The 21,983-nt window shown below is 59.6% G+C and carries 23 protein-coding genes and 1 other RNA gene; 17 read left to right on the top strand and 7 right to left on the bottom strand.

Translation table 11 applies throughout. The features are described from left to right. Window positions 1-4 precede the first annotated feature (4 nt). Window positions 5-922 (bottom strand): ornithine cyclodeaminase family protein, encoded by a 918-nt coding sequence (locus CFter6_RS03665; RefSeq protein ID WP_061538773.1) that lies wholly within the window; start codon window positions 920-922, stop codon window positions 5-7. A gap of 12 nt (window positions 923-934) precedes the next feature. Further along, window positions 935-2,212 (bottom strand): D-amino acid dehydrogenase, encoded by a 1,278-nt coding sequence (locus tag CFter6_RS03670; protein WP_061538774.1) that lies wholly within the window; start codon window positions 2,210-2,212, stop codon window positions 935-937. 178 nt (window positions 2,213-2,390) lie between these two features. Between CFter6_RS03670 and rnpB the strand changes: the two genes are divergently transcribed. The 12 genes from rnpB (at window position 2,391) to CFter6_RS03730 (ending at window position 12,836) form a co-directional block, all read left to right on the top strand. Next, an RNA gene (gene rnpB / locus CFter6_RS03675) (RNase P RNA component class A) lies at window positions 2,391-2,716 on the top strand. Between the two features lie 132 nt (window positions 2,717-2,848). Then, window positions 2,849-3,403: a fasciclin domain-containing protein gene (locus CFter6_RS03680; RefSeq protein WP_061538775.1), complete on the top strand. Its 555-nt coding sequence runs from the start codon at window positions 2,849-2,851 to the stop codon at window positions 3,401-3,403. A gap of 169 nt (window positions 3,404-3,572) precedes the next feature. Next, window positions 3,573-4,733, top strand: a complete 1,161-nt coding sequence (locus CFter6_RS03685; RefSeq protein WP_061538776.1) for an acyl-CoA dehydrogenase family protein — start codon at window positions 3,573-3,575, stop codon at window positions 4,731-4,733. Beyond that, window positions 4,730-5,518: an enoyl-CoA hydratase gene (locus CFter6_RS03690; protein WP_061538777.1), complete on the top strand. Its 789-nt coding sequence runs from the start codon at window positions 4,730-4,732 to the stop codon at window positions 5,516-5,518. Before CFter6_RS03685 ends, CFter6_RS03690 begins: the two co-directional genes overlap by 4 nt. After that, window positions 5,515-6,696 carry an enoyl-CoA hydratase/isomerase family protein gene (locus CFter6_RS03695; protein WP_061538778.1) on the top strand — a complete coding sequence of 394 codons (1,182 nt, stop codon included), beginning with the start codon at window positions 5,515-5,517 and terminating at the stop codon, window positions 6,694-6,696. The genes CFter6_RS03690 and CFter6_RS03695 overlap by 4 nt, the downstream gene beginning before the upstream one ends. A gap of 71 nt (window positions 6,697-6,767) precedes the next feature. Then, window positions 6,768-7,226, top strand: a complete 459-nt coding sequence (locus CFter6_RS03700; RefSeq protein ID WP_061538779.1) for a DsrE family protein — start codon at window positions 6,768-6,770, stop codon at window positions 7,224-7,226. Between the two features lie 370 nt (window positions 7,227-7,596). Then, window positions 7,597-8,043, top strand: coding sequence for a DUF2244 domain-containing protein (locus CFter6_RS03705; RefSeq protein WP_061538780.1), 447 nt, complete (start codon window positions 7,597-7,599; stop codon window positions 8,041-8,043). A 49-nt stretch (window positions 8,044-8,092) separates the two neighbouring features. Continuing rightward, entirely contained in the window at window positions 8,093-9,265 is a 1,173-nt protein-coding gene (gene coxB, locus CFter6_RS03710; RefSeq protein WP_061538781.1) for a cytochrome c oxidase subunit II, read from the top strand. A gap of 14 nt (window positions 9,266-9,279) precedes the next feature. Further along, window positions 9,280-10,881, top strand: coding sequence for a cytochrome c oxidase subunit I (gene ctaD, locus CFter6_RS03715; RefSeq protein WP_061538782.1), 1,602 nt, complete (start codon window positions 9,280-9,282; stop codon window positions 10,879-10,881). A gap of 158 nt (window positions 10,882-11,039) precedes the next feature. Then, window positions 11,040-11,621 carry a cytochrome c oxidase assembly protein gene (locus CFter6_RS03720; protein WP_061538783.1) on the top strand — a complete coding sequence of 194 codons (582 nt, stop codon included), beginning with the start codon at window positions 11,040-11,042 and terminating at the stop codon, window positions 11,619-11,621. A 58-nt stretch (window positions 11,622-11,679) separates the two neighbouring features. Next, window positions 11,680-11,895, top strand: a complete 216-nt coding sequence (locus tag CFter6_RS03725) for a DUF2970 domain-containing protein (RefSeq protein ID WP_014004549.1) — start codon at window positions 11,680-11,682, stop codon at window positions 11,893-11,895. Between the two features lie 80 nt (window positions 11,896-11,975). Further along, complete coding sequence (locus tag CFter6_RS03730) at window positions 11,976-12,836, top strand: cytochrome c oxidase subunit 3 (protein WP_061538784.1); 861 nt, start codon at window positions 11,976-11,978, stop codon at window positions 12,834-12,836. Window positions 12,837-12,931: 95 nt separating this feature from the next. On the opposite strand, the gene CFter6_RS03735 is transcribed toward CFter6_RS03730, so the two are convergent. After that, window positions 12,932-13,132: a twin transmembrane helix small protein gene (locus CFter6_RS03735; protein ID WP_014004551.1), complete on the bottom strand. Its 201-nt coding sequence runs from the start codon at window positions 13,130-13,132 to the stop codon at window positions 12,932-12,934. A gap of 96 nt (window positions 13,133-13,228) precedes the next feature. Here CFter6_RS03735 and CFter6_RS03740 point away from each other — a divergent pair, with 96 nt between their 5' ends. Genes CFter6_RS03740 through CFter6_RS03760 form a run of 5 tightly spaced genes read left to right on the top strand, consistent with a single transcriptional unit; the run spans window position 13,229 to window position 17,224 of the window. After that, a complete protein-coding gene (locus tag CFter6_RS03740; RefSeq protein ID WP_335340301.1) occupies window positions 13,229-13,945 on the top strand; it encodes an SURF1 family protein in 717 nt (238 codons plus the stop codon). Next, window positions 13,905-14,528, top strand: a complete 624-nt coding sequence (locus CFter6_RS03745; protein ID WP_061538786.1) for an SCO family protein — start codon at window positions 13,905-13,907, stop codon at window positions 14,526-14,528. The genes CFter6_RS03740 and CFter6_RS03745 overlap by 41 nt, the downstream gene beginning before the upstream one ends. Window positions 14,529-14,535: 7 nt before the next feature. Then, window positions 14,536-15,696, top strand: coding sequence for a COX15/CtaA family protein (locus CFter6_RS03750; protein ID WP_061538787.1), 1,161 nt, complete (start codon window positions 14,536-14,538; stop codon window positions 15,694-15,696). Further along, window positions 15,693-16,577: a heme o synthase gene (cyoE, locus tag CFter6_RS03755; protein WP_061538788.1), complete on the top strand. Its 885-nt coding sequence runs from the start codon at window positions 15,693-15,695 to the stop codon at window positions 16,575-16,577. Before CFter6_RS03750 ends, cyoE begins: the two co-directional genes overlap by 4 nt. Window positions 16,578-16,585: 8 nt before the next feature. Next, on the top strand, window positions 16,586-17,224 hold the full coding sequence (locus CFter6_RS03760) for an SCO family protein (protein WP_082814576.1): 639 nt from the start codon (window positions 16,586-16,588) through the stop codon (window positions 17,222-17,224). 64 nt (window positions 17,225-17,288) lie between these two features. Here the strand turns inward: CFter6_RS03760 and rpoH are convergent, their stop codons facing one another. From rpoH to CFter6_RS03780, 4 genes are all read right to left on the bottom strand, one after another. After that, window positions 17,289-18,188: an RNA polymerase sigma factor RpoH gene (gene rpoH / locus CFter6_RS03765; protein WP_061538789.1), complete on the bottom strand. Its 900-nt coding sequence runs from the start codon at window positions 18,186-18,188 to the stop codon at window positions 17,289-17,291. Window positions 18,189-18,437: 249 nt separating this feature from the next. After that, window positions 18,438-18,818, bottom strand: coding sequence for a hypothetical protein (locus CFter6_RS03770; RefSeq protein WP_061538790.1), 381 nt, complete (start codon window positions 18,816-18,818; stop codon window positions 18,438-18,440). Further along, window positions 18,815-19,537 (bottom strand): response regulator, encoded by a 723-nt coding sequence (locus CFter6_RS03775; RefSeq protein WP_061538791.1) that lies wholly within the window; start codon window positions 19,535-19,537, stop codon window positions 18,815-18,817. The genes CFter6_RS03770 and CFter6_RS03775 overlap by 4 nt, the downstream gene beginning before the upstream one ends. 149 nt (window positions 19,538-19,686) lie before the next feature. Continuing rightward, on the bottom strand, window positions 19,687-21,981 hold the full coding sequence (locus CFter6_RS03780) for a sensor histidine kinase (RefSeq protein WP_061538792.1): 2,295 nt from the start codon (window positions 21,979-21,981) through the stop codon (window positions 19,687-19,689). Window positions 21,982-21,983: the final 2 nt, after the last annotated feature.

A 21,983-nucleotide genomic window follows, 5' to 3' on the forward strand; every position in this document is an offset into this window, starting at 1 on the left:
CCCCTTACCAGCCGAAACGCTCACAGGCGCGGCGGTAAACCAGGCCGGACAGGGCGATGTCTTCCAGGCCGACGCCGATCGCCTTGTAGATCACCAGGTCGTCCGGCTGGCGCTGGTACGTGCTGCTGCCGTCCACAATCTGTCCCAGCTCCCACACCTGGTCCCAGGCGAAAGCGCCGGGTTGGCACAGCAGCAGGTCGCCGGCTTCCTGTTGCGCCTGCGGTTTCCATTCGACCACCAGCGCATTGGCGCGGGCGATCGCACGGTCGTCGAGTTCGCGCAGGTTGCCTTTGCTGGCGCCGACCGCAGCAACGAAGGCGCCGGCCTGCAGCAACTCGCCGGAAAACAGCGGTGTGGCCGAGCGGGTCACGGTAACCACCACGTCGCCAGCCTGGGCCGCTTCGTCGATGCTGACGGCGCGCGCCGGGATGCCGGTCTGTTGCGTGACCTGTTCTGCAAACTGCTGCTGGCCGCTGCGGCCGGCGATCAGGATTTCCTTGAACTTGCGCACCGCCAGCAACGCCGGCACATGCGAATGGGCCTGGACCCCGGTGCCGATCACCGCCAACGTGGCCACGTCCTGCCTGGCCAGGTGGTCGGCGGCGACTGCGGTGGCGGCGGCGGTGCGCAGCCCGGTCATGGTGTCGGATTCGATTGCCGCCAGCGGCCGTCCGTCTTCGGTGGAAAACAGCACTGTGACGAAATGGAATTTGCCGTTGATGGTGGTGTAGACCTTGTAACCGGCAATGCCTGCAGCCGGCAGCAGTGCGCCCATGCTGGACATCATGACCGGGCCGGCGCTGGTGCGCATCCTGGCCTGTTGCGCGCCCTGTCCGATGCCGGCGAACGCGTCCCGCATGGCAGCGATGGCGTCGCTGGTGTTGATCAGTTCGGCGACTTGCTGGTTAGTGATGAGTTTCATGGTTGTCCTTGGTTAGGTGCTGAATGCAAAAGGGGCGGCGTCGATAGTGGTGGTTCCGCCTGCGATCAGCTGCGCCAGCAGGCTGGCGCTGCCATGCGCCAGGGTCCAGCCGAGGCTGCCGTGGCCGACATTGAGGTACAGGTTCTTGACAGGCGAGGCGGAAATCAGCGGCACGCCGCTCGGGGTCGCCGGCCGGAACCCGCTCCACGGCGACAGGCCTGCGCTGTCGGACAGGTCGCCACAGCCAGGGAACAATTCATCCACGCCGCGTTTCAATTCATCGATGGCGGAGGCGGGTATGCTGCGATCCATGCCGACCAGTTCCACCCGTCCCGCAACCCGCAAGCGGTTTCCCAGCCGGGCGTAAACGATTTTCCGGGACAGGTCGGTGATCGATACCTGGGGCGCCGCGGCTTGCGTGGCGGCGTCGTTCAAGGGCACGGTGATGCTGTAGCCCTTGAGCGGGTAGAGCGGCAGCGAGAAGCCCGCATGGCGCGCAAAACCGGCGCTGGCGGCGCCCAGCGCCAGTACGAAAGCGTCGGCGGCGATCTGTTCCTGGCCGGCGTGCACCGCGGTCAGGGCGCCGTTGCGCATTTCCAGCTTATGGATGCGTTGCGAGTGGGCGAAGCGAAAATCCGGCTGTTGCGACATGGCCGCAACCAACTGCCGGCAGAACAGCGCGCAGTCGCCCGCTTCTTCGCTCGGCGTGTACACGCCGCCGGCCCAGTCGCGCTTGGCGTTGGCCAGCGCCGGTTCGATCTGCATGCAACGCTCGGCATCGATGATTTCCTGCTGGCAGCCATGCAGGGCCTGGAACTCGATTTGCCTGCGGGCGCCTTCCAGGCCTTTAGCGTCGCCGTACATCACCAGCTTGCCGGCACGGCGGTGCTGGAAGTCCAGCGGCTGCGCCTGCATCGCTTGCATTAGCTGCTGCAATTGTTCGCGGCTGAAGAATGCCAGCCGTAGCAGGTCGATGGTGGTTTGCCTGACGCGGCTGGTATTACAGGCCGCCAGGAACTTGAACAGCCAACGCCACTGGGCGGGATCCATTTTCGGCCGCAAGGTAAGCGGCGAAGCGGCGCTGAACAGGTATTCCGGCCAATGGGTCCAGACCGAAGGATCGGCCAGCGGTGCGACGTAGGAGAAGCTCAGCTGGGCGCCGTTGCCGAGGCTGGTCTGGCTGCCCGGCAGCGCCTCGGCGTCGACCAGCGTGACCTGATGGCCGGCTTCCAGCAGCCGGTAGGCGGAAGTGACGCCGATGACGCCGGCGCCCAGTACGCAGATGTGCATGTGTTCTGTCCTGTTGAGGATGTGATGTCGGCGGCTGCGATCTTGCAGCGCACAAAGCTACTATACGTACGCTCAAATATTCTGTCTCATGCCGTTTTGGCATCATTGGCCGAGCAAGATGACGCAAGTGCAATGAAATAGCATGGCTGCGCTCCCTCATTGCGGTAAAATGCCGCCTGAAGTAAGCCAGACAGCCGCTGGCCGGCGTTGCAATGCGCCGGCGGGAGGAAGGTCCGGACTCCATAGAGCAGGGTGACGGTTAACGGCCGTCCGCCGTGAGGCGAGGAATAGGGCCACAGAGACGAGCGTATTAAGTTACGGTGAAACGCGGTAACCTCCACCCGGAGCAATCTCAAATAGGCACGCGTTGATGTTGCTCGCGGAGCGTGCGGGTAGAGAGCTTGAGCGCTGGAGCAATCCAGCGCCTAGAGGAATGGTTGTCATAACGCGAGGGCGCAAGCCTGGGCGTCGTAACAGAATCCGGCCTATCGGCTTACTTCATTTTCTTCCGGCGGATGCCATATTGGCATCGCTATCTCTTGCATGATTTTTTGAATCCGGCGAATCCAGTTTCGAGGCAGTTGCGTATATGACTGTGCAGGCTCCGAAAACTGACTTTCTTTCAAAGGAATCATCATGCGCAAACTTACCTATGCTTTGACTTTATCCGCAACCCTGCTTGCCGCCGGCGCGGCCTATGCAGAAGATACCGTGATGGTCGGCGGACAAAGCATGTATCCCAGCAAGGACATCGTCGACAACGCGGTCAATTCGGCCGACCACACCACCCTGGTCGCCGCGGTAAAGGCCGCCGGCCTGGTGGATACGCTGAAAGGCAAGGGGCCGTTCACGGTCTTTGCTCCCACCAATGCCGCCTTCGCCAAGCTACCGGCCGGCACGGTGGAAACCCTGGTCAAGCCGGAAAACAAGGCAACCCTGACCAAAATCCTGACGTATCACGTGGTGCCAGGCCGCTACGGCTATGCCAAGCTGGAAAGCGCCATCAAGCAAGGCAATGGCAAGGCTGAGCTGGCGACCGCCAGCGGCGGCAAGCTGACCTTCATGCAAAATGGCCCGCACAACATTGCCGTCATGGATGAGGGCGGCCATAGCGCCAATATCAGTACTTATGACGTGAATCAGTCGAATGGCGTGATTAACGTGATCGATACTGTATTGATGCCTAAATAATCACAAGACAGGCTGGCGGTTGCAGGCGACGGCATTTTCCCCGTCGCTTTTTTTGGTCCAAAGGGATTGGGTGACGTTTACGTTAACGTCAATTATTGTTATTCTGCAGGGATAGAAATTGCCGGCAGCAGCAATCACCCATACCCATCCGCTTTGGAGGCAGACCACCATGGATTTCGAATTATCAGAGGAGCAACGCGCGTTCCAGCAGACCGCGCGTGATTTCGCCGCAGGAGAACTGGCGCCGCATGCCGCGAAATGGGATGCTGAAGCCATCTTCCCGACCGATGTCATCGCCAAGGCCGGCGAACTGGGTTTCTGTGGTTTGTACACGCCGGAAGAAGTGGGTGGCCTGGGTTTGTCGCGGCTGGACGCTACCATCGTGTTCGAAGAACTGGCGCGCGGCTGCACCTCGACCACGGCCTACCTGACGATCCACAACATGGTGAGCTGGATGATCGCCAACTGGGCTACGCCGGCAGTGAAAGATGCCTGGTGCGGCAAACTGGCGCTCGGCCAGAAGCTTGGTTCCTACTGCCTGACGGAACCCGGTTCGGGTTCCGATGCCGCCTCCCTCAAGACCAGCGCGGTGCTGACCGATGGTTATTACGTGATCAACGGTTCCAAGGCGTTCATTTCCGGCGCTGGTTCTACCGATGTGCTGGTGCTGATGGCGCGCACCGGCGCCGGCGGCGCGCATGGCGTTTCCGCCTTTGTCGTGCCGGCCGATGCGGCAGGCATCAGCTACGGCCGCAAGGAAGAAAAGATGGGCTGGAACAGCCAGCCGACACGCACTATCAGTTTCGACAATGTCCGGATTCCCGCCGACCACTTGCTGGGGCAAGAGGGCGAAGGCTTCCGCCTGGCGATGCGCGGCCTCGACGGCGGCCGCATCAATATCGCCACCTGCTCGGTCGGCACGGCGCAGGCGGCGCTGGATGCAGCGCACGCATACATGAGCGAACGGCGGCAGTTCAACCGGCCGCTGTCGGATTTCCAGGCGCTGCAGTTCAAGCTGGCCGACATGCAGACCGAACTGGTGGCAGCGCGCCAGATGGTGCGCCTGGCGGCTTGCAAGCTGGATGCCAAGGATCCGAATGCAACCACCTACTGCGCCATGGCGAAACGCTTTGCCACCGATATCGGCTTCCAGATCTGCAACGAAGCGCTGCAAATCCACGGCGGTTACGGGTACATCCGCGAGTATCCGCTGGAACGCCATTTCCGCGATGTGCGCGTGCACCAGATCCTGGAAGGCACCAATGAAATCATGCGCGTGATCATTGCCCGCCAATTGCTGGGCAACGCATCCAACGAGGACATCCGATGACTGACACGACCTATACCAACTTGCGGCTGGAAATCATCGGCCACACCGCCGTCGTCACGATGGCTAATCCGCCGGCCAATACCTGGACCGGCGCCGCCCTGCGCGACCTGACGCGCCTGGTCCAGGACCTGAACGCGGACAAGGATATCTACAGCCTGGTGCTCACCGGTGAAGGCGAAAAATTCTTTTGCGCCGGCGCCGACCTGAAACTGTTTGCCGATGGCGACAAGGTCATGGCGCGCGAAATGGCGCGCCGCTTTGGCGAGGCGTTCGAAACCCTGTCCGGCTTCCGCGGCGTCTCGATTGCCGCCATCAACGGCTACGCCATGGGCGGCGGCCTGGAGTGCGCGCTGGCCTGCGATTTGCGCATCGCCGAGGAGCATGCGCAGATGGCTTTGCCCGAAGCCGCAGTCGGCCTGCTGCCTTGCGCCGGCGGCACCCAGAACCTGCCATGGCTGGTGGGCGAAGGCTGGGCCAAGCGCATGATCTTGTGCGGCGAGCGGGTCACTGCCGACACGGCGTTGCGCATCGGCCTGGTCGAAGAAGTGGTCAAGAAAGGCGAGGTCAGGCAGCGCGCCCTGGCGCTGGCTGAACAGGTTGCCAAACAGAGTCCGTCCAGCATCAGCGCCTGCAAGAAACTGATCCAGGGTGCGCGCAGCAATCCGCTGGCGAACTTGCTGCCGGTGGAACGCGAATTGTTCCTAGACCTGTTTGATACTGAAAATCAAAAAGAGGGCGTGAACGCCTTCCTGCAAAAACGTCCGGCTGTGTGGAGCAATCAATGATGGCAGAAGTGAATATATCATCGGCCTCGACCCCGGCTTTGTTCGAAGAGCTGACGGCCGAAAATGGCAAGCGCATCGGTCTCGCCACGCTGAATGTGGAAAAGACGCTGAATGCGATATCGCTGGAGATGGTGGATCTGCTGGACCAGCAATTGCGCGCATGGGCCGCCGATCCGCAACTGGCGATGGTGGTGCTGCAGGCAGCCGGCGAAAAGGCTTTTTGCGCCGGCGGCGATTTGCAGGGTTTGTACCGCACCATGCTCGACCAGCATGCAACCCATAAGCAGGAAAATACGCAGGAAGATATCCGCAGCAACAGCTACGCCTGCGATTTTTTCGAACGCGAATACCGGCTTGATTACCTGATCCATACTTATCCCAAACCTATCCTGGCCTGGGGCCATGGCATCGTGATGGGCGGCGGCATCGGCCTGATGGCGGGCGCCAGCCATCGCGTGGTGACCGAGAAGTCGCGGCTGGCGATGCCGGAGATTACGATCGGCCTGTATCCCGATGTGGGAGGCACCTGGTTCCTGAACCGCATGCCGGGCCAGGCCGGTTTGTTCCTGGCCTTGAGCGGCGCTTCCATCGGCGCCGCCGACGCCATTTTTGCGCGGCTGGCCGACTATCAGGTCAGCCATGCGCAAAAGCAGGCGGTGCTGGCTGCTTTGCTGAGCCAACCCTGGGATGGCAGGCAAGACGATGTGTTGCTGGGCCAGGTTTTGCTGGATGCCCAGGATCAGGGCGCGGCAGCTTTTGCGGGCGCGCCGGTTCCGCTGCAACAGCATTTCGCATTGATCAACCGGCTGTGCAGTGCGCCTACCCTGGCGCAGGTGGTGGAGAATATCGTCACGCTGGCAACCGAAGACCAGTGGCTGCAAAGAGGCATCGCCACCCTGGTCGCCGGCAGCCCCGGCTCGGCCTGGCTGTCGCACGCCCTGCAGAAACGGGCGCGGCACATGTCGCTGGCGGAAATTTTCCGCCTCGAATATGTGGTTTCGCTGCATTGCGCCGCCCGCACCGATTTTGCCGAAGGCATCCGGGCCCTGATCATCGATAAGGACCGCCAGCCGAAATGGCAGCCAGCAACCTTGGCCGCAGTGACGAACGACTGGGGCGACGGTTTTTTCGCCAATCCATGGTCGGAGAAAACTCATCCGTTGGCGGATTTGATTTAACCGCTATGCGCTTATAGACCTTCGATAAATCGGCTGTATCCTGTCCGTTTGTTTTCCTGCCGGAGGCACATATGCAGCGACGCAACATCCTATGGACCATGTTTTCATCAATCGGCGCGGCAGCTGTCCTTGCCGGGACCGCGTCGCGCACCAGTGCGGCCAATGCTGCAGGCGTGGATAAAGCCAAGGTCGCCTATCACCTGAGTGAACTTGATAAAGCTGGTTTCGTACTCGGCAATATCCAGAATCATTTCGACGGCATGGGCGGGCCGGACCGGGTCAAAATCAACCTGGTCATACATGGCGCAGCGCTCAAGGCGTTTCACTCAGCGCAGGCAGGCCCGGAATTGAGCGCGCACGTGGCCGAGCTGGCAAAAATGGGACTTGGGCTGAGTGCCTGCATCAATACGATGAAGGCACAGAACGTAACGCTGAAAGATTTGCTGCCGGGTTTTGCCGTTGCCGATAAAGGCGCGGTTGTACTGCTCGCCGACCTGCAGTCGCAGGGGTACGCTTATTTGAGGCCATGACGGGACTGAAAGCAACTGGCCGCGTCGCGCTGGATCGGGAGTAATAAATCGACTCTGACCCTAATTAATTCCGGGCCTTCTCGGGGGAGGTCGGGATGCGGCGTGGGTTGTCAATATGGCGTGTGCCTGCTGACCTCGGTTCTCGTCGGTATAATAAATTTCTTATATGAAACATATCGATAGACCGATAATTGTGCGGTTTGTCATGGAGGAAAGCGGCTTCGTGCGAGGGTAAAAGCCCGGTTTTCAGGGCATGCGGGCAGCGGGTATAAGGATTTGATTCTCCTTGATAACATCTTCGGTTACCCCTTATACTTCGAAGGTTTTAGCTTGTGCGTACAGGCGACTTGCTCGGTGTCGATACTGCATCATGATTAAGCGAGAATGGGACTTGAGGCGTAACTGCGCAATCGCGCCGCGCCAACTTGGTTTTTTCTATGCAATCCTGTGTGCCACGTCGTTTGCCGTGGCAATCGGCTTTACCTTGCACGGCGCCTGGTTTGTCCTGGTGTTTGCGGTCCTGGAGATGTCGGCGGTTGCTGTCGCGTTCCTGGTCTATGCATGGCACGCCACGGACCGCGAGCACATAGCTATGCTGGATGATTACCTGCTTGTGGAATTGATACAGGCACAGGAAGTTCGACGATTCAAGCTGGATTTACATGCGATCCGGATTGCGGTGCAAGAGACAAACAAGGGCCTGATAGACATAGAGGCGCTTGGCACCAGGGTCGAAGTAGGGCGGTTTTTGACGAAATGGAAGCGGCGCGAGTTTGTTCTGGAGCTGCGGCAGGAGCTACAGCGGGCAAGTGTCTAGCGCCTAGTGTTAAATATCATAATTATAATTTTGGGCTTTTGAGGAAATCATGGAATATGCGAAGCGCCTTATATCGTTGATGCTCGGTGCCTCGCTCTTGTCGGCAGCTATGCCGTCATGGGCGGTGGTCGATAGTCCGGGTGGTCCAGCGGTGTTGCAGATGAACTTTCAACCACCGGTAACGCAAATTGCCCAGCAAATCTATGACCTGCATCACTTGATGCTGATCATTTGCCTGGTGATCTTCCTGGCAGTCTTCGGGGTGATGTTCTACTCCATCCTCAAGCATCGCAAATCGCTCGGCCACAAATCGGCCAGCTTCCACGAAAGCACCGGCGTCGAAATCGCCTGGACCGTGGTGCCTTTCCTGATCGTCATCGGCATGGCCCTGCCTGCCACCAAGACCGTGGTGGCGATGAAGGATACCTCCAACGCCGACATCACGATCAAGGTCACCGGCATGCAATGGAAATGGGGTTATGACTACCTCAACGGCGAAGGTTCCGGCATTTCCTTCCTGTCCAACCTGTCGACGCCGCACGAGCAAGTGGTGGATTCGACCAAGGTCAAGAACGACAACTACCTGATCGAAGTCGACAATCCGATGGTGGTCCCGGTCAACAAGAAGGTCCGCATCATCACCACCGCCAACGACGTCATCCACTCCTGGGGCATCCCGGCATTCGGCGTCAAGCAGGATGCGATTCCAGGTTTCGTGCGCGACACCTGGTTCAAGGCTGAAACGGTTGGCACCTACCGCGGGCAGTGCGTTGAACTGTGCGGCAAGGACCACGCCTTCATGCCTATCGTGGTCAACGTCCTGAGCGAAGCAGATTACAAGGCCTGGGTCGACGGCAAGAAAAAGGAAATGGCTGCCCAGGCAGACGATCCGACCAAGACCTGGACTATCGACGAGCTGAAGCAGCGCGGCGAAAAAGTCTACACGGCCAATTGCGCGGTCTGCCACCAGGCTACCGGCAAGGGCGTGCCTGGCGCGTTCCCGGCGCTGGATGGCGACCCGGTGGTCAACGGTCCGCGTGCTGAACAGATCAACGTCGTGCTGAACGGCAAAGTCACCGGCACCATGCAGATGCCAGCCTGGAAAGCCGTGTTGTCGGATACCGAAATTGCTGCGGTGATTACCTACACCCGCAACAACTGGTCCAACAAGGCCCAGGAAAATATTGTCCAACCAGCTGAAGTGCTGGCTGCGCGTAAGTAAATTAGGAGATTGAGATGAGCACTACCGCAGTCGATCACGCACACGATCATTCTCACGACGACCACGCGCACCACGACCATCCGCACGGCTGGCGGCGCTGGCTGTTCGCCACCAACCACAAGGACATCGGCACCCTGTACCTGTGGTTCTCGTTCACCATGCTGCTGTCCGGCGGCGTACTGGCGCTGCTTATCCGCGCCGAACTGTTCCAGCCCGGCCTGCAGTTCTTCAAGCCTGAATTCTTCAACCAGCTGACCACCATGCACGGCCTGGTCATGGTGTTCGGCGCGATCATGCCGGCCTTCGTCGGTTTCGCCAACTGGATGATCCCGCTGCAGATCGGCGCATCCGACATGGCTTTTGCGCGGATGAACAATTTCTCGTTCTGGCTGATGCCTCCTGCAGCCTTGCTGCTGGCGACTTCGTTCCTGGTGCCGGGCGGCGCAACCGCTGCCGGCTGGACCCTGTACGCACCGCTGTCGACCCAGATGGGCCCTGGCATGGACATGGCGATTTTCGCCATCCACATCATGGGCGCGTCGTCGATCATGGGTTCGATCAACATCATCACCACCATCCTCAACATGCGCGCGCCTGGCATGACGCTGATGAAGATGCCGATGTTCTGCTGGACCTGGCTGATCACCGCCTACCTGCTGATCGCCGTGATGCCAGTGCTGGCCGGCGCCATCACCATGACCCTGACCGACCGTCATTTCGGCACCTCCTTCTTTAACGCTGCCGGCGGCGGCGATCCGGTCATGTACCAGCACATCTTCTGGTTCTTCGGCCACCCCGAGGTCTACATCATGATCTTGCCGGCGTTCGGCATCGTCTCGCAGATCATCCCGGCTTTCGCTCGCAAGCAGTTGTTCGGTTATGCCTCGATGGTGTATGCAACGGCGTCGATCGCGATCCTGTCGTTCATCGTCTGGGCCCACCACATGTTCACCACCGGCATGCCGGTGACTGCGCAGCTGTTCTTCATGTACGCCACCATGCTGATCGCGGTGCCTACCGGCGTCAAGATCTTCAACTGGATCGCTACCATGTGGCGCGGTTCGATGACGTTCGAAACACCGATGCTGTTCGCGCTCGGTTTCATCTTCGTGTTCACCATGGGCGGTTTCACCGGCCTGATCCTGGCGGTGACGCCGATCGATATCCAGATGCAGGATACCTACTATGTGGTGGCGCATTTCCACTACGTGCTGGTGGCAGGTTCCCTGTTCGGGCTGTTCGCCGGTTACTACTACTGGAGTCCGAAGTGGACCGGTTTCATGTACAGCGAAAGACGCGGTCAGATCCATTTCTGGAATTCCCTGTTCTGGTTCAACGTCACGTTCTTCCCGATGCACTTCCTCGGCTTGGCCGGCATGCCGCGCCGCTACGCTGATTATCCGGCGCAGTTCACCGATTTCAACATGCTGGCTTCGATCGGCGCCCTGGGTTTCGGCCTGAGCCAGGTCTACTTCCTGTTCTTCGTGATCATTCCATCGATCAAGGGCGGCAAGAAAGCAGCCGACAAGCCATGGGATGGCGCCGAAGGACTGGAATGGACCGTGCCTAGCCCAGCGCCTTTCCATACTTTCGAAACGCCACCGACTTTTAAATAACGGCAGCGGCGGGTCGCAGCAAGCCCGCCGGCGCTGTATGACTGAGCAAAATGAGCAATCAAAAAAAGCCGAATAACCTGCGTACCGGATTACTGGTAGGCCTGCTTGCCTTGAGTTTCTTCATCGCGATCTTCGTCAAGATGCTGTGGTTCAAGTAAATGGCCGATCCTGCAGATAGCCATGCAAACCAGGGCGAGACCGAATCACGGAAGCTGAACAAGCAAATGCTCGGCAAGCTGCTGGTGATTGCGGTATTGATGTTCGGTTTCGGTTATGGCCTGGTGCCGGTATATAAAAAGATCTGCGAGGTCACCGGCGTCAATTTCCTGACGCCGAAAGACGCCACGGTGGAAGCGCCGGCCAATACCCAGGTCGACAAGAGCCGCACGATTACCGTTGAATTCGACGGCAATTCGCAAGGCCCCTGGCGTTTCAGGCCGACGGTCAGCAGCTTGCAGGTGCATCCCGGCGAAATGACGCAGGTGGTGTATGAAGTGGTGAACAAGCAGTCGCGCAAGATGGATGCCCAGGCGATTCCGAGTTATGCGCCGCAGCAGGCGGCGGCTTTCTTCAAGAAGGTCGAATGTTTCTGTTTTACCCAGCAGACCCTGGGCCCGAACCAGGCCAAGGAAATGCCGGTGGTGTTTTACATAGATCCTGCTATACCTAAAGATGTAAAGCTGATCACGTTGTCCTACACGTTTTTTGAAATTGCAGGGCAGCCGGACAAGGCAGGCTGATTTGGGCTGATTTGGGCCGGTTCAGCAGCAGGGTTAGCCGGATAACGAGAGGTATCAAATGTCGGACCTGGAGCAAGCAAGCCGTCGTAAAGCCTCATTTGGCGCCACCATGAAAGCGGTATTCTGGTCGTTCTTCGGCGTGCGCAAGAGAAAAGATTATGAAAACGATGCCGCCAGCCTGAATCCGGTGCATGTAGTGATAGCCGGCATACTCGGCGCCCTGATTTTCATTGCGATCCTGATCACCATCGTGAAGCTGGTTGTCGCTAAATAAACGCAGTGCCGTAATACCGCGGTGCAGTAATAATTGTACTGACTGACAGAAACTAATTAAATTTGTATCGGGAGATGGAAATGAGTTCTCAACAAGGTAGTGCGCCATACTATTTCGTCCCTGGACCATCCAGGTGGCCGGTGCTGGGCGGCGTCGCGCTGCTGGCGACGATGGCAGGCGCCGCGGCATGGGTCAACAGCGTCGTGTGGGGTCCTGAACTGTGCGCTATCGGCATCTTGTCGTTCCTGGTGGTGCTCTACAAGTGGTTCGGCGATTCCATCCGCGAATCCGAAGGCGGCATGTACAGCGCACGCATCGATACCTCGTACCGCTGGAGCATGAGCTGGTTCATCTTCTCCGAAGTGATGTTTTTCGCGGCGTTTTTCGGCGCCCTGTTCTACGCACGCAGCATTGCCATGCCGTGGCTGGGCGATCTGGACAACAAGCTGCTGTGGCCAGACTTTGCCGCGCACTGGGGCAATGCAGGCCCGGCCGGCACCATCGAATCCTTCAGCACCATGGGACCATTCCCGATCCCGACCATCAACACCGCCTTGCTGCTCGCTTCCGGCGTCACCCTGACCATTTCCCACCACGCGCTGCGCGCCGGCCACCGCGGCAAGACCGCATTCTGGCTGTTTGTCACGATCGCGCTGGGCGCAACCTTCATGGGCTTCCAGGCTGCCGAGTACATCGAAGCGTACAGCGACTTCAACCTGAAGCTGACTTCCGGCGTCTACGGTTCAACCTTCTTCCTGCTGACCGGCTTCCACGGTTTCCACGTCACCATCGGCGCCATCATGCTGTCGGTCGTGCTGTTCCGTGTGCTCAAAGGGCATTTCACCCCGGAACACCATTTTGCATTCGAAGGCGCGGCCTGGTACTGGCACTTTGTGGACGTCGTCTGGCTCGGCCTGTACGTCGTGGTGTACTGGCTGTAACGGTAAAATCGGATCAGGCGCCTGAAACAGGCGCATAAAAGAAAGGCCACACTTCGGTGCGGCCTTTTTTACTGTGGATTCTTGCAGCGGTGTGTTTAGTGCAGCCCGGTCGGCTGGATATAACCGAGCTTGTACAGGACCAGCAGCAGGATGAACAGGGCGACCGAAAAACCGACGCGCATGGTCAGGGCCTGCACCGTGCGGTTGCTTTTACCTTTGTCGCGCATCAGGAACACTAGCGCCGAGGCAAGGCTGCCGATAATCAGGATGAAGGCGATGGCGACGACGATTTTCATAGGTAGGCCGGGGAAACACGAGGAAACATTGATTAAGGCGCTATTGTAATGCCAATCGGATTCCGGTTTAGATTCAGATTTCGGCTGATTCCCTTCGTGGTGACCGTATTGCTGGTGGTGCTAGGCATCGCGTTGGCACAATGGCAAACCCGGCGTGGCGACCAGAAGCAGGCGATTGAAAGCAGGTTGCTGCAGCGTGAAGCCGACGCCACCGTCGAGCTTGGCGCTGCCGTGCAGGACGTCGACCAGCTCGAGTTCCGGCGCATGGCGCTGCGCGGTGAATTTATTGCCGGCTGGCCGGTCTATCTCGACAACCGTCCCTTGAACGGCGTGGCGGGTTTTTATGTGCTGATGCCGTTCAAGCTGGCGGCGTCGGACACGGGGGCGGCTAACTACATCTTGGTGGCGCGCGGCTGGCTGCCGCGCGATCCGGCCGATCGCAGCAAGCTGCCGTCCTATCCGACGCCAGCCGGCACGATCGAGATAGAAGGGCTGGTCAGGCGCGATTTCGGCCATGTCCTGCAGCTGGGCAATGCCGGTCCCTTGCGGCCTCAGGCGATTGTGCAGAACCTGGCGATCAGCGAATTTGCCGCAGCCAGCAAATTCAAGCTGCAGCCGTTCGTGATCGAGCAGACCAGCAACACCGAAGACCATTTGCTGCGCGACTGGCCCCGGCCCTCGCTCGGTATCGAAAAGCACCGCGGCTACGCGTTCCAGTGGTATGCGCTGGCCGTGATGGCCTTGATTTTTTTTGTTGTGACAGGATTTAGACGTGGACCAGAAAACACTGACAAACCAGCCCAGCCCGGCTGAGGACAAACTGCGCTGGCGCGGCCGCTGGAAACTGTTCGTGGTGATTGCGATATGCGCAGCGCCCATGATTGCTTCCTATCTCACCTACTACGTGATCAAGCCGCAAAGCCGCAATAACTACGGCGAGCTGCTCGATCCGCGCGACTATCCCGTGCCTGAGCTGGGCAGCACCGCGCTCGACGGCAAGCCGCTCACGCTCGACGCCTACCAAGGCAAATGGCTAATGCTGCAGGCCGATGGCGGCGATTGCCAGAAGGCTTGCCAGGACAAGCTGTTCGAAATGCGCCAGCTGCGCCTGATGCAGGGCAAGGAAATGGAAAGGATCGAACGAGTCTGGCTGATCACCGACGACCAGCCTTTGCCGACCATGGTGATGCGCGAATACGACGGCACCAGGCTGTTGCGAGTCAAACCGGACCTGCTGAAAGCCTGGCTGCCGACCGAAGCCGGCACCAGCGCCGCCGACCATATCTACCTGATCGATCCGCGCGGCCACCTGATGATGCGTTTTCCCAAGGACGCAGATCCGAGCAAGGTGAAAAAAGATCTGTCCAAGCTGCTGCGGGCGTCGGCGATAGGATGAGTGTGCGATGACAACGCCAATGTTAATCCAGCTCGGCAGCATGGGACTGCTGGTGGCCTTGCTGGCGTTCTGCGTGGTCTGGGTTTCCAGCGATACCAATAAATACCGCAAGCTGGTGTGGGTGACGCTGTTCCTGACCTTTGACCTGATCATGTTCGGCGCCTTCACTCGGCTCACCGATTCCGGCCTCGGCTGTCCCGACTGGCCCGGCTGCTACGGCCACTCCAATCCGCTGCAGGCGCACGAACATATCAGCGCCGCCCAGGAAGCCATGCCGACCGGTCCGGTGACGGTGATGAAAGCCTGGATCGAAATGACCCACCGCTATTTCGCGATGGGGGTCGGCGTGCTGATCATCGCCTTGATGGCGATCGCCTGGATGCGCTGGTTCAAGGCGCGCAAATCGACTGTGCAGCAGGACAGCAAGTTTTCACCGTGGTTTCCGACCTGGCTGTTCCTGTTCGTCTGCCTGCAGGGCGCTTTCGGCGCCTGGACCGTCACGCAAAAACTGCAGCCCGTGATCGTCACCACCCATCTGCTGCTCGGCCTGACCTTGCTGGCGATGCTGACCTGGCTGGGCGCGCGCCAAAGCGGCCACGCGCCGGTGGCGGCCAGCGCCGCCGGACTGGTCAAGCCGGCCCTGGCCGGCCTGCTGCTGCTGGTCCTGCAGATTGCCTTGGGCGGCTGGGTCAGCACCAATTATGCTGCCCTGGCGTGCACCGATTTTCCTACCTGCCATGGCGCACTGCTGCCGCAGATGGATTTTGCCAACGGCTTCACCCTGTGGCGCCACCTGGGCATGACCGCCGACGGCGAATTCCTGTCGTTCCAGGCCCTGACGGCAATCCATTGGACCCACCGCAGCTTCGCTTTCGTGGTGATCGCCTTCGTCGTCTGGCTGGCTTGCAAAGCCTTGCGCACCGAGGGCCTGCAAAAAACCGGCCGCTGGCTGCTGATCGTTGTCGGCTTGCAATTGCTTACCGGCTTGTCTACCATTTTCCTGAACTGGCCGCTGGCCATCGCCGTGGCGCACAACGGTGGTGCGGCGCTGCTGCTGCTGTTGCTGGTCATGTTAAACTATAAGACTAGACTAGCTCCTGGCGTATCTCCGGTTTTTGAGGCGCCAAGCCATCCAGTAATTGCTGACCGCCTCAACCCGCATCCATGACCGCTTTGACCGTACCACCTAATCGAATTGCCCAGTACTGGGCGCTGACCAAGCCGCGCGTTACGCAGCTGGCGGTGTTTTGCGCGGTGATCGGCATGTTCCTGGCCACTCCGGGCTTGCCGGACTGGCAACGTCTGATCGCCGCTACCATCGGCATCTGGCTGCTGGCCGGCGCCGCTTTTGCCATCAATTGCCTGGTCGAGCGTGAAATCGACTCGCGCATGGCGCGTACCGCCCGCCGGCCCATGGCGCGCGGCGAAATCACCGTGCCCCAGACCCTGGTGTTTTCCGGCGTCATCGGCGGACTCGGCATGTGGGTGCTGTACAACTTCGTCAATCCGCTCACCATGTGGCTGACCTTCGCCACCTTCCTCGGCTACGCCATCATCTACACCATCATCCTGAAACCGGCGACGCCGCAGAATATCGTCATCGGCGGCCTGGCCGGCGCCATGCCGCCGGCGCTGGGCTGGGCCGCGATCGCCAACGACGTGCCGATGCAAGCCTGGATCCTGGTGCTGATCATCTTCGTCTGGACCCCGCCGCATTTCTGGGCGCTGGCCATGTACCGGCGCGACGACTACGCCAAATCCGGTTTGCCGATGCTGCCGATCACGCACGGCATGAAATTTACCCAGTTCCAGATCTGGCTGTACACGATCGCCCTGGTGGCGACCACCATGCTGCCGTTCGCGGTCGGCATGAGCGGCCTGATCTACCTGGCCAGCGCGGCTGTGCTGGGCTTGATCTTCCTCTGGTACGCATGGCAGATCTACCAGCACTATACCGACCTGATCGCACGCAAGACCTTCGCCTATTCGATCGTCTACCTGTCGCTGCTGTTCGCCGCCTTGCTGGTCGATCACTACCTCAAATTCTGAAAGCAAACATGAAGCGTGTTATTCCTGTCGTTGTGGCCGGCTTGCTGGCGGTTTTGTCTTTAAGCGCTTGCGGCGATAAGTCGAGTAACGGCGCGGCAGGCGGCAGCCAGGAAATGACGCTGTCGCCGGCCAACAGCGCTTTCATCAACACCGACGTCACCGGCCTCGGCTACGCCCGCGATTTCGCCCTGACCGACCATACCGGCAAGCCGCGCACGCTGGCTGACTACAAGGGCAAGGCGGTAGTCGTGTTTTTCGGCTACACCCAGTGCCCTGACGTCTGCCCGACCACCATGGTGGAGATGGCGAATGTGATGAAGGAACTGGGGCCGCAGGCAAGCAAAGTACAGGTGCTGTTTGTTACCGTGGATCCGGAGCGCGATACGCAGGAGCTGTTGTCGAAGTATGTGCCGGCGTTCGATCCGAGTTTTGTCGGCCTGTACGGCGACCAGGCGGCGACCGACAAGGTGGCCAAGGAATTCCGCGTGTTCTACCAGAAAGTACCCGGCAAGACCCCGGGCAGCTATACCATGGACCATACCGCAGGCAGCTATGTATTCGATCCGGAAGGCCACATCCGCCTGTTCGTACGCCACGGCCAGGGGCCTGATCCGATTGCCCATGATTTGAAATTGCTGCTGAAATAATCGATGTAGACAGGCAATAAAAAAGGCAGCCGCTGGCTGCCTTTTTCTATTTGCGATCGGTTCCTCAGGCAAACGCGGCCAGCGAACCCTTCATCTTCTTCAGCGCAACTGCCTCGATCTGGCGTATCCGTTCGGCCGATACGCCGAATTCATCAGCCAGCTCATGCAAGGTGGCGCCGGAGCCGTCGTCGTTGGCCAGCCAGCGGGCTTCGACGATACGGCGCGAACGGTCGTCCAGCTTGCTCAGGGCCGATTCCAGGCCTTCCGACTGCATGCGGTCGTAGCGTTGCGCTTCCAGCACTTTGCTTGGCTCTTGCGCTTCGGTCGACAGGTAGGCGATCGGTGCAAACTTGTCGTCATCGTCGTCGGTCGGCGCTTCCAGCGCGATGTCGCGACCGGTCAGGCGCGTTTCCATCTCGATCACTTCTTCGCGCTTGACGTTGAGGGTCTTGGCCAGCGCATCGACCTGGGCCGGCGTCATGGCGTCCAGGCCTTCCTTATGGCTGCGCAGGTTGAAAAACAGCTTGCGCTGCGCCTTGGTGGTGGCTACTTTCACCAGGCGCCAGTTTTTCAGGATGTATTCATGCATTTCGGCCTTGATCCAGTGCATGGCGTACGACACCAGCCGTACACCCTGGTCCGGGTCGAAGCGCTTGACTGCCTTCATCAGGCCGATATTGCCTTCCTGGATCAGGTCGGCATGCGGCAAGCCGTAGCCGAGGTAGCCGCGGGCGATCGACACCACCAGGCGCAAATGCGACAGCACCAGCTTCTGGGCGGCGCCGAGGTCGTTTTTGTCGCGTAATTGTTGCGCCAAAGAAATTTCTTCATCATGTGTCAACATCGGCAGGCGATTCACTGCCGAAATATACGCGTCAATATTCCCCAGCGTACCGGAAAAGCCGAGCGCCAGGGCGCTGGTGTCGGTGGGCATTAAAGCAGTGTTGACGGATGGATTCTTCATTCTTTCTCCTTGCTGTCCGGCCAGCTGAAGCTGCCGGTAGATCAACGATCAGACGTTTGACTTGATTATATTAGCACTCTCTATTGTTGAGTGCTAATAGGATTTGTTAAAGAGTGTATATAGACGGTTGCTATCGATCTTATTCTTTTGATTGTTCGAAGCAGATAATTAGAGAGGCAAACCGAAGGAAAGTTGCGTCCATATTAAAGCAAATGCTGCATAGCCGCACGGCAGCTCGGAAAAGGGCCGTCAGACTGCCAGATCGGCCGTCATCTCAAGGAAATCGTCATATGGCGGGAGTAGCAGGAAAGCGCGCAGCTGCGCCAGGTGAGTGCTGTCGGCGATGCTGATATACAAGCGCGCCGGCGGTTTGCGCAGCAGGCGGTTCAGGGTGACGCGCAGGGTCAGGTTGCCGATGCAGCAAAGACAGCCGGGCGCAATCCTTTTGATATCGAGATCATGCTCGAGTCCAGGCGGCAGCTTCGCCGCTTTGCCGTCAGGCAGGCCTTCCAGTATGAGTGCGGTGCCGAGATGGACGCCGCTCCGTGCCAAGTCCTGCTCCAGAGCGGAGTAGATGGCGGTTTCGCGCATGCCGGCCGAGCCACCGCTGACCAGTGCGGTGAGGGTCATCCGCCTTTTTTGGACAACTTCCCAGGGTCAACCCCGAGCTGTTTCAGTTTGCGGTACAGGTGGGTGCGTTCCAGTCCGGTTTTTTCCGCCACCCGGGTCATGCTGCCGCTTTCGCGGATCAGGTGATATTCAAAGTAGGCGCGTTCGAAAGCATCGCGCGCCTCGCGCAGGGGCAGGCCGAACGAAGACGAGAACAGGCTCTCGGAGGCGACCGCCACCGATGGCAGCGCCGCGATATGGGCCGCTTCCGACGATGCCGGATTGTTAAAGACGCCGGCGGTCACCACCGTATCGTTCGATTCGCCGGAAGCCGCGGCCGGCTGCGGATACAGGGTCGGTGCGCGGGCGGTCTTGGGACCTTGCGACAAGCCTTGCTGGACCGCTTTCAACAGCTTTTGCAGGGCAATCGGTTTTTCCAGGAAATTCAGGGCGCCGATGCGGGTCGCTTCTACCGCGGTGTCGATAGTGGCGTGGCCGGACATCATGATGACGGGCATGGTCAGCAAGCCATCGCGCTGCCATTCCTTCAATAGGGTGACGCCGTCGGTATCCGGCATCCAGATATCGAGCAGCACCAGATCGGGCACGCCGCCGTGACGAAATTCGCGAGCCTGTTGTGCATTTTCCGCGGCGGTTACTACATGCCCCTCGTCACCTAAAATTTCCGAGAGCAATTCCCGAATTCCCATTTCGTCGTCAACGACTAGGATGTTAGCCATGCGGTAGCCTTCCCATTTCCTGTTGCATCAAATCCCACTGTATGGACTGTTCGGACAGTCCAGTTAAGTTATCAATGTCTATTTATTTTATTTTCGCGTCCGGATACGTATGCTATATCAGCAAATCGTCAATTTGCAGCTGTTCTCGATCAAATTATGGCCGAATCGGCATTCGTGGCTAACTTTAACAGCAAAATCAGGATTTTTGCGCCCTTTGTGTCGCTTCGGTTCTGCAGATCGATGCGGCCGCCATGTTCGTCGATGATTTTTTTCACCATCGGCAAACCCAGGCCGGTGCCGCGCGGCTTCGAGGTGACGTAGGGTTCGAAGGCCCGGGCCAGTATCTTGGGCGAGAATCCCGAACCATTGTCGGTGATCGACAGCCGCACTGCGGTGCGCGACAAGCCGTCCGAACTTTGATAGCTGACGCGCTCGGTCACCAGGTCGATGCGCGGCGGCGTCGCATCGTCGGCGCGCTCGAGCACGGCATCCTGGGCGTTTTGCAAAAGATTATGGATTACCTGCCGCAGCTGGGTGGCGTCGCCCATGATCAGCGGCAGGTCCGGCGCCAGCGATGCATGGATCATGTCGCGTTCGTCGCCGGCCAGGTAGAGGTGCAGGATTTCCGCCACCAGCACGTTCAGGTCGAGCTCGCCCAACACCGCCGGCGGCGTCTTGGCGTAGTCGCGGAAATCGTCCACCATGCGCTTCATGGCGGCCACCTGGTTAACAATGGTGTCGGTGCTTTTCTTCAGGATCGCCGCGTCCTGCGTCATCAGCTTGTCTTCCAGCTTCATCTGCAGGCGCTCGGCCGAGAGCTGGATCGGCGTCAGCGGATTCTTGATTTCATGCGCCAGGCGGCGCGCCACTTCACCCCAGGCGATCGAACGCTGGCCGGAGATGACGTCGGAGATATCGTCGAACACCACCACGTAGCCGGTGCGGTTTTCCACCGGCAGGCGCGAGCCGCGCGCCAGCAGGATGATGTCATCGCTGTCGCTGTTCTCGCCGCTGTCGACCCGGCGCGGGATCTCGATCTGCTGCTGCCAATGCAGCAGTTCGGCGCCGATCTTGCCGGTGGCGAACTGCGCGTTCTGTTCCGAGAAGGCGTTGATGATGACTTCGGCGAAGTGGGCCAGGCCGTCGATGATGGTCAGCGGCTGGCCGATGTGCGGCGAAAAATCGTATTGCAGGATGCGCGCTACCGACTGGTTGCTGGTGACCAGGCGGAAATCGCCATCCAGCACCATCACGCCGGCCGACATGTTGGCCAGCACCGATTCCAGGTAGGCCTTGGCGTTTTCCAGCTCGCTGCGGTTTTTTTCCACGGCGGCGCGGGCGTCGTACAACTGGCGTGTCATCAGGTTGAAGGATTGGGTCAGGACGCCCAGTTCGTCGGAGGTGGCGACAATCGGCCGCGGCGACAGGTTGCCTTCGGCCACGGCCTTGGTGCCTTCGGCCAGCAGCAGCAAGGGCTTGGCCAGGTCGGTGGCGATCAGGAAACCGCTGACGATGGCGCCGAACACAGCTAGCAGCAAGGTCAGCGTCAGGGTTCCCGTATACATTTTGCGCAAGCCGGTACGGCTGACGGAAAGCTCTTGATATTCGGCCGAGGCTGCAGCGACGAGGCCGATATTGGAGGCCAGGTAGGCTGGCACCGGCTGTATCATTTGCAGGAAATGCGTTTCGTTTTGCAAGGACGAACTTCTCAGCGGCGCCGGAATGGCGACGATCACGTGCTGGCGCAGGTTGGCGGTGTCGCTGCTGTTCAGCGGTTTGCCGCTGCTGCCGGGAGCGTCAAGGTCACTGTCTATCTCGGCATAACCGCGCGGCAGGCGCGCCCGCTGCAACATCGAGGCCGTCGGCAAGCTGGGCACCAGGGTTCCCAGGTGGCCGCCGACGGAAGCGATCACCTGGCCGTTGGCGGTGACGATCGATGCCTCCAGGTTCTGGTCGCTGAGCCGGCCCAGTTGGGTTGCCTGCGCCGAGTTGGACAGTTCCGACCATTCGGCTGCCAGTGTGCGCGCCCTGGCGCTGAGGTCGCTGAGCGAGGCGTCCAGGGCGGCATGGCTGAGGTTGACGCCGGCCTGCAACGCGGTCTCGACGTGTATGTTGAACCAGGATTCAATCGAACGCGACGCGAACTGCACCGACACCAGGTAAATCACGGCGCCCGGCAAAATGCCGACCAGCGCGAACATGAGCACCAGTTTGGCGGTCAGCCGGGAGCCGAACTTGCGGCGCTTGTAGCGTTTGTACAGGCGCACCAGCAGCAGGCAGACCAGGAAGAACAGTGCCACCGCCATCAGCACGTTCAAGCCGAACAGCCAAGTGTAGTGCTTGTCGAAAAAATCAGAATTGGCGGATGCCGAAGACAACAGGAACAGCAGGATGCAGACAATGGCGCCGCCTACCACCAGCAGATAGCGTAATGCGCGCGACACGG

Source organism: Collimonas fungivorans, assembly GCF_001584145.1.
Lineage (GTDB): Bacteria > Pseudomonadota > Gammaproteobacteria > Burkholderiales > Burkholderiaceae_D > Collimonas > Collimonas fungivorans.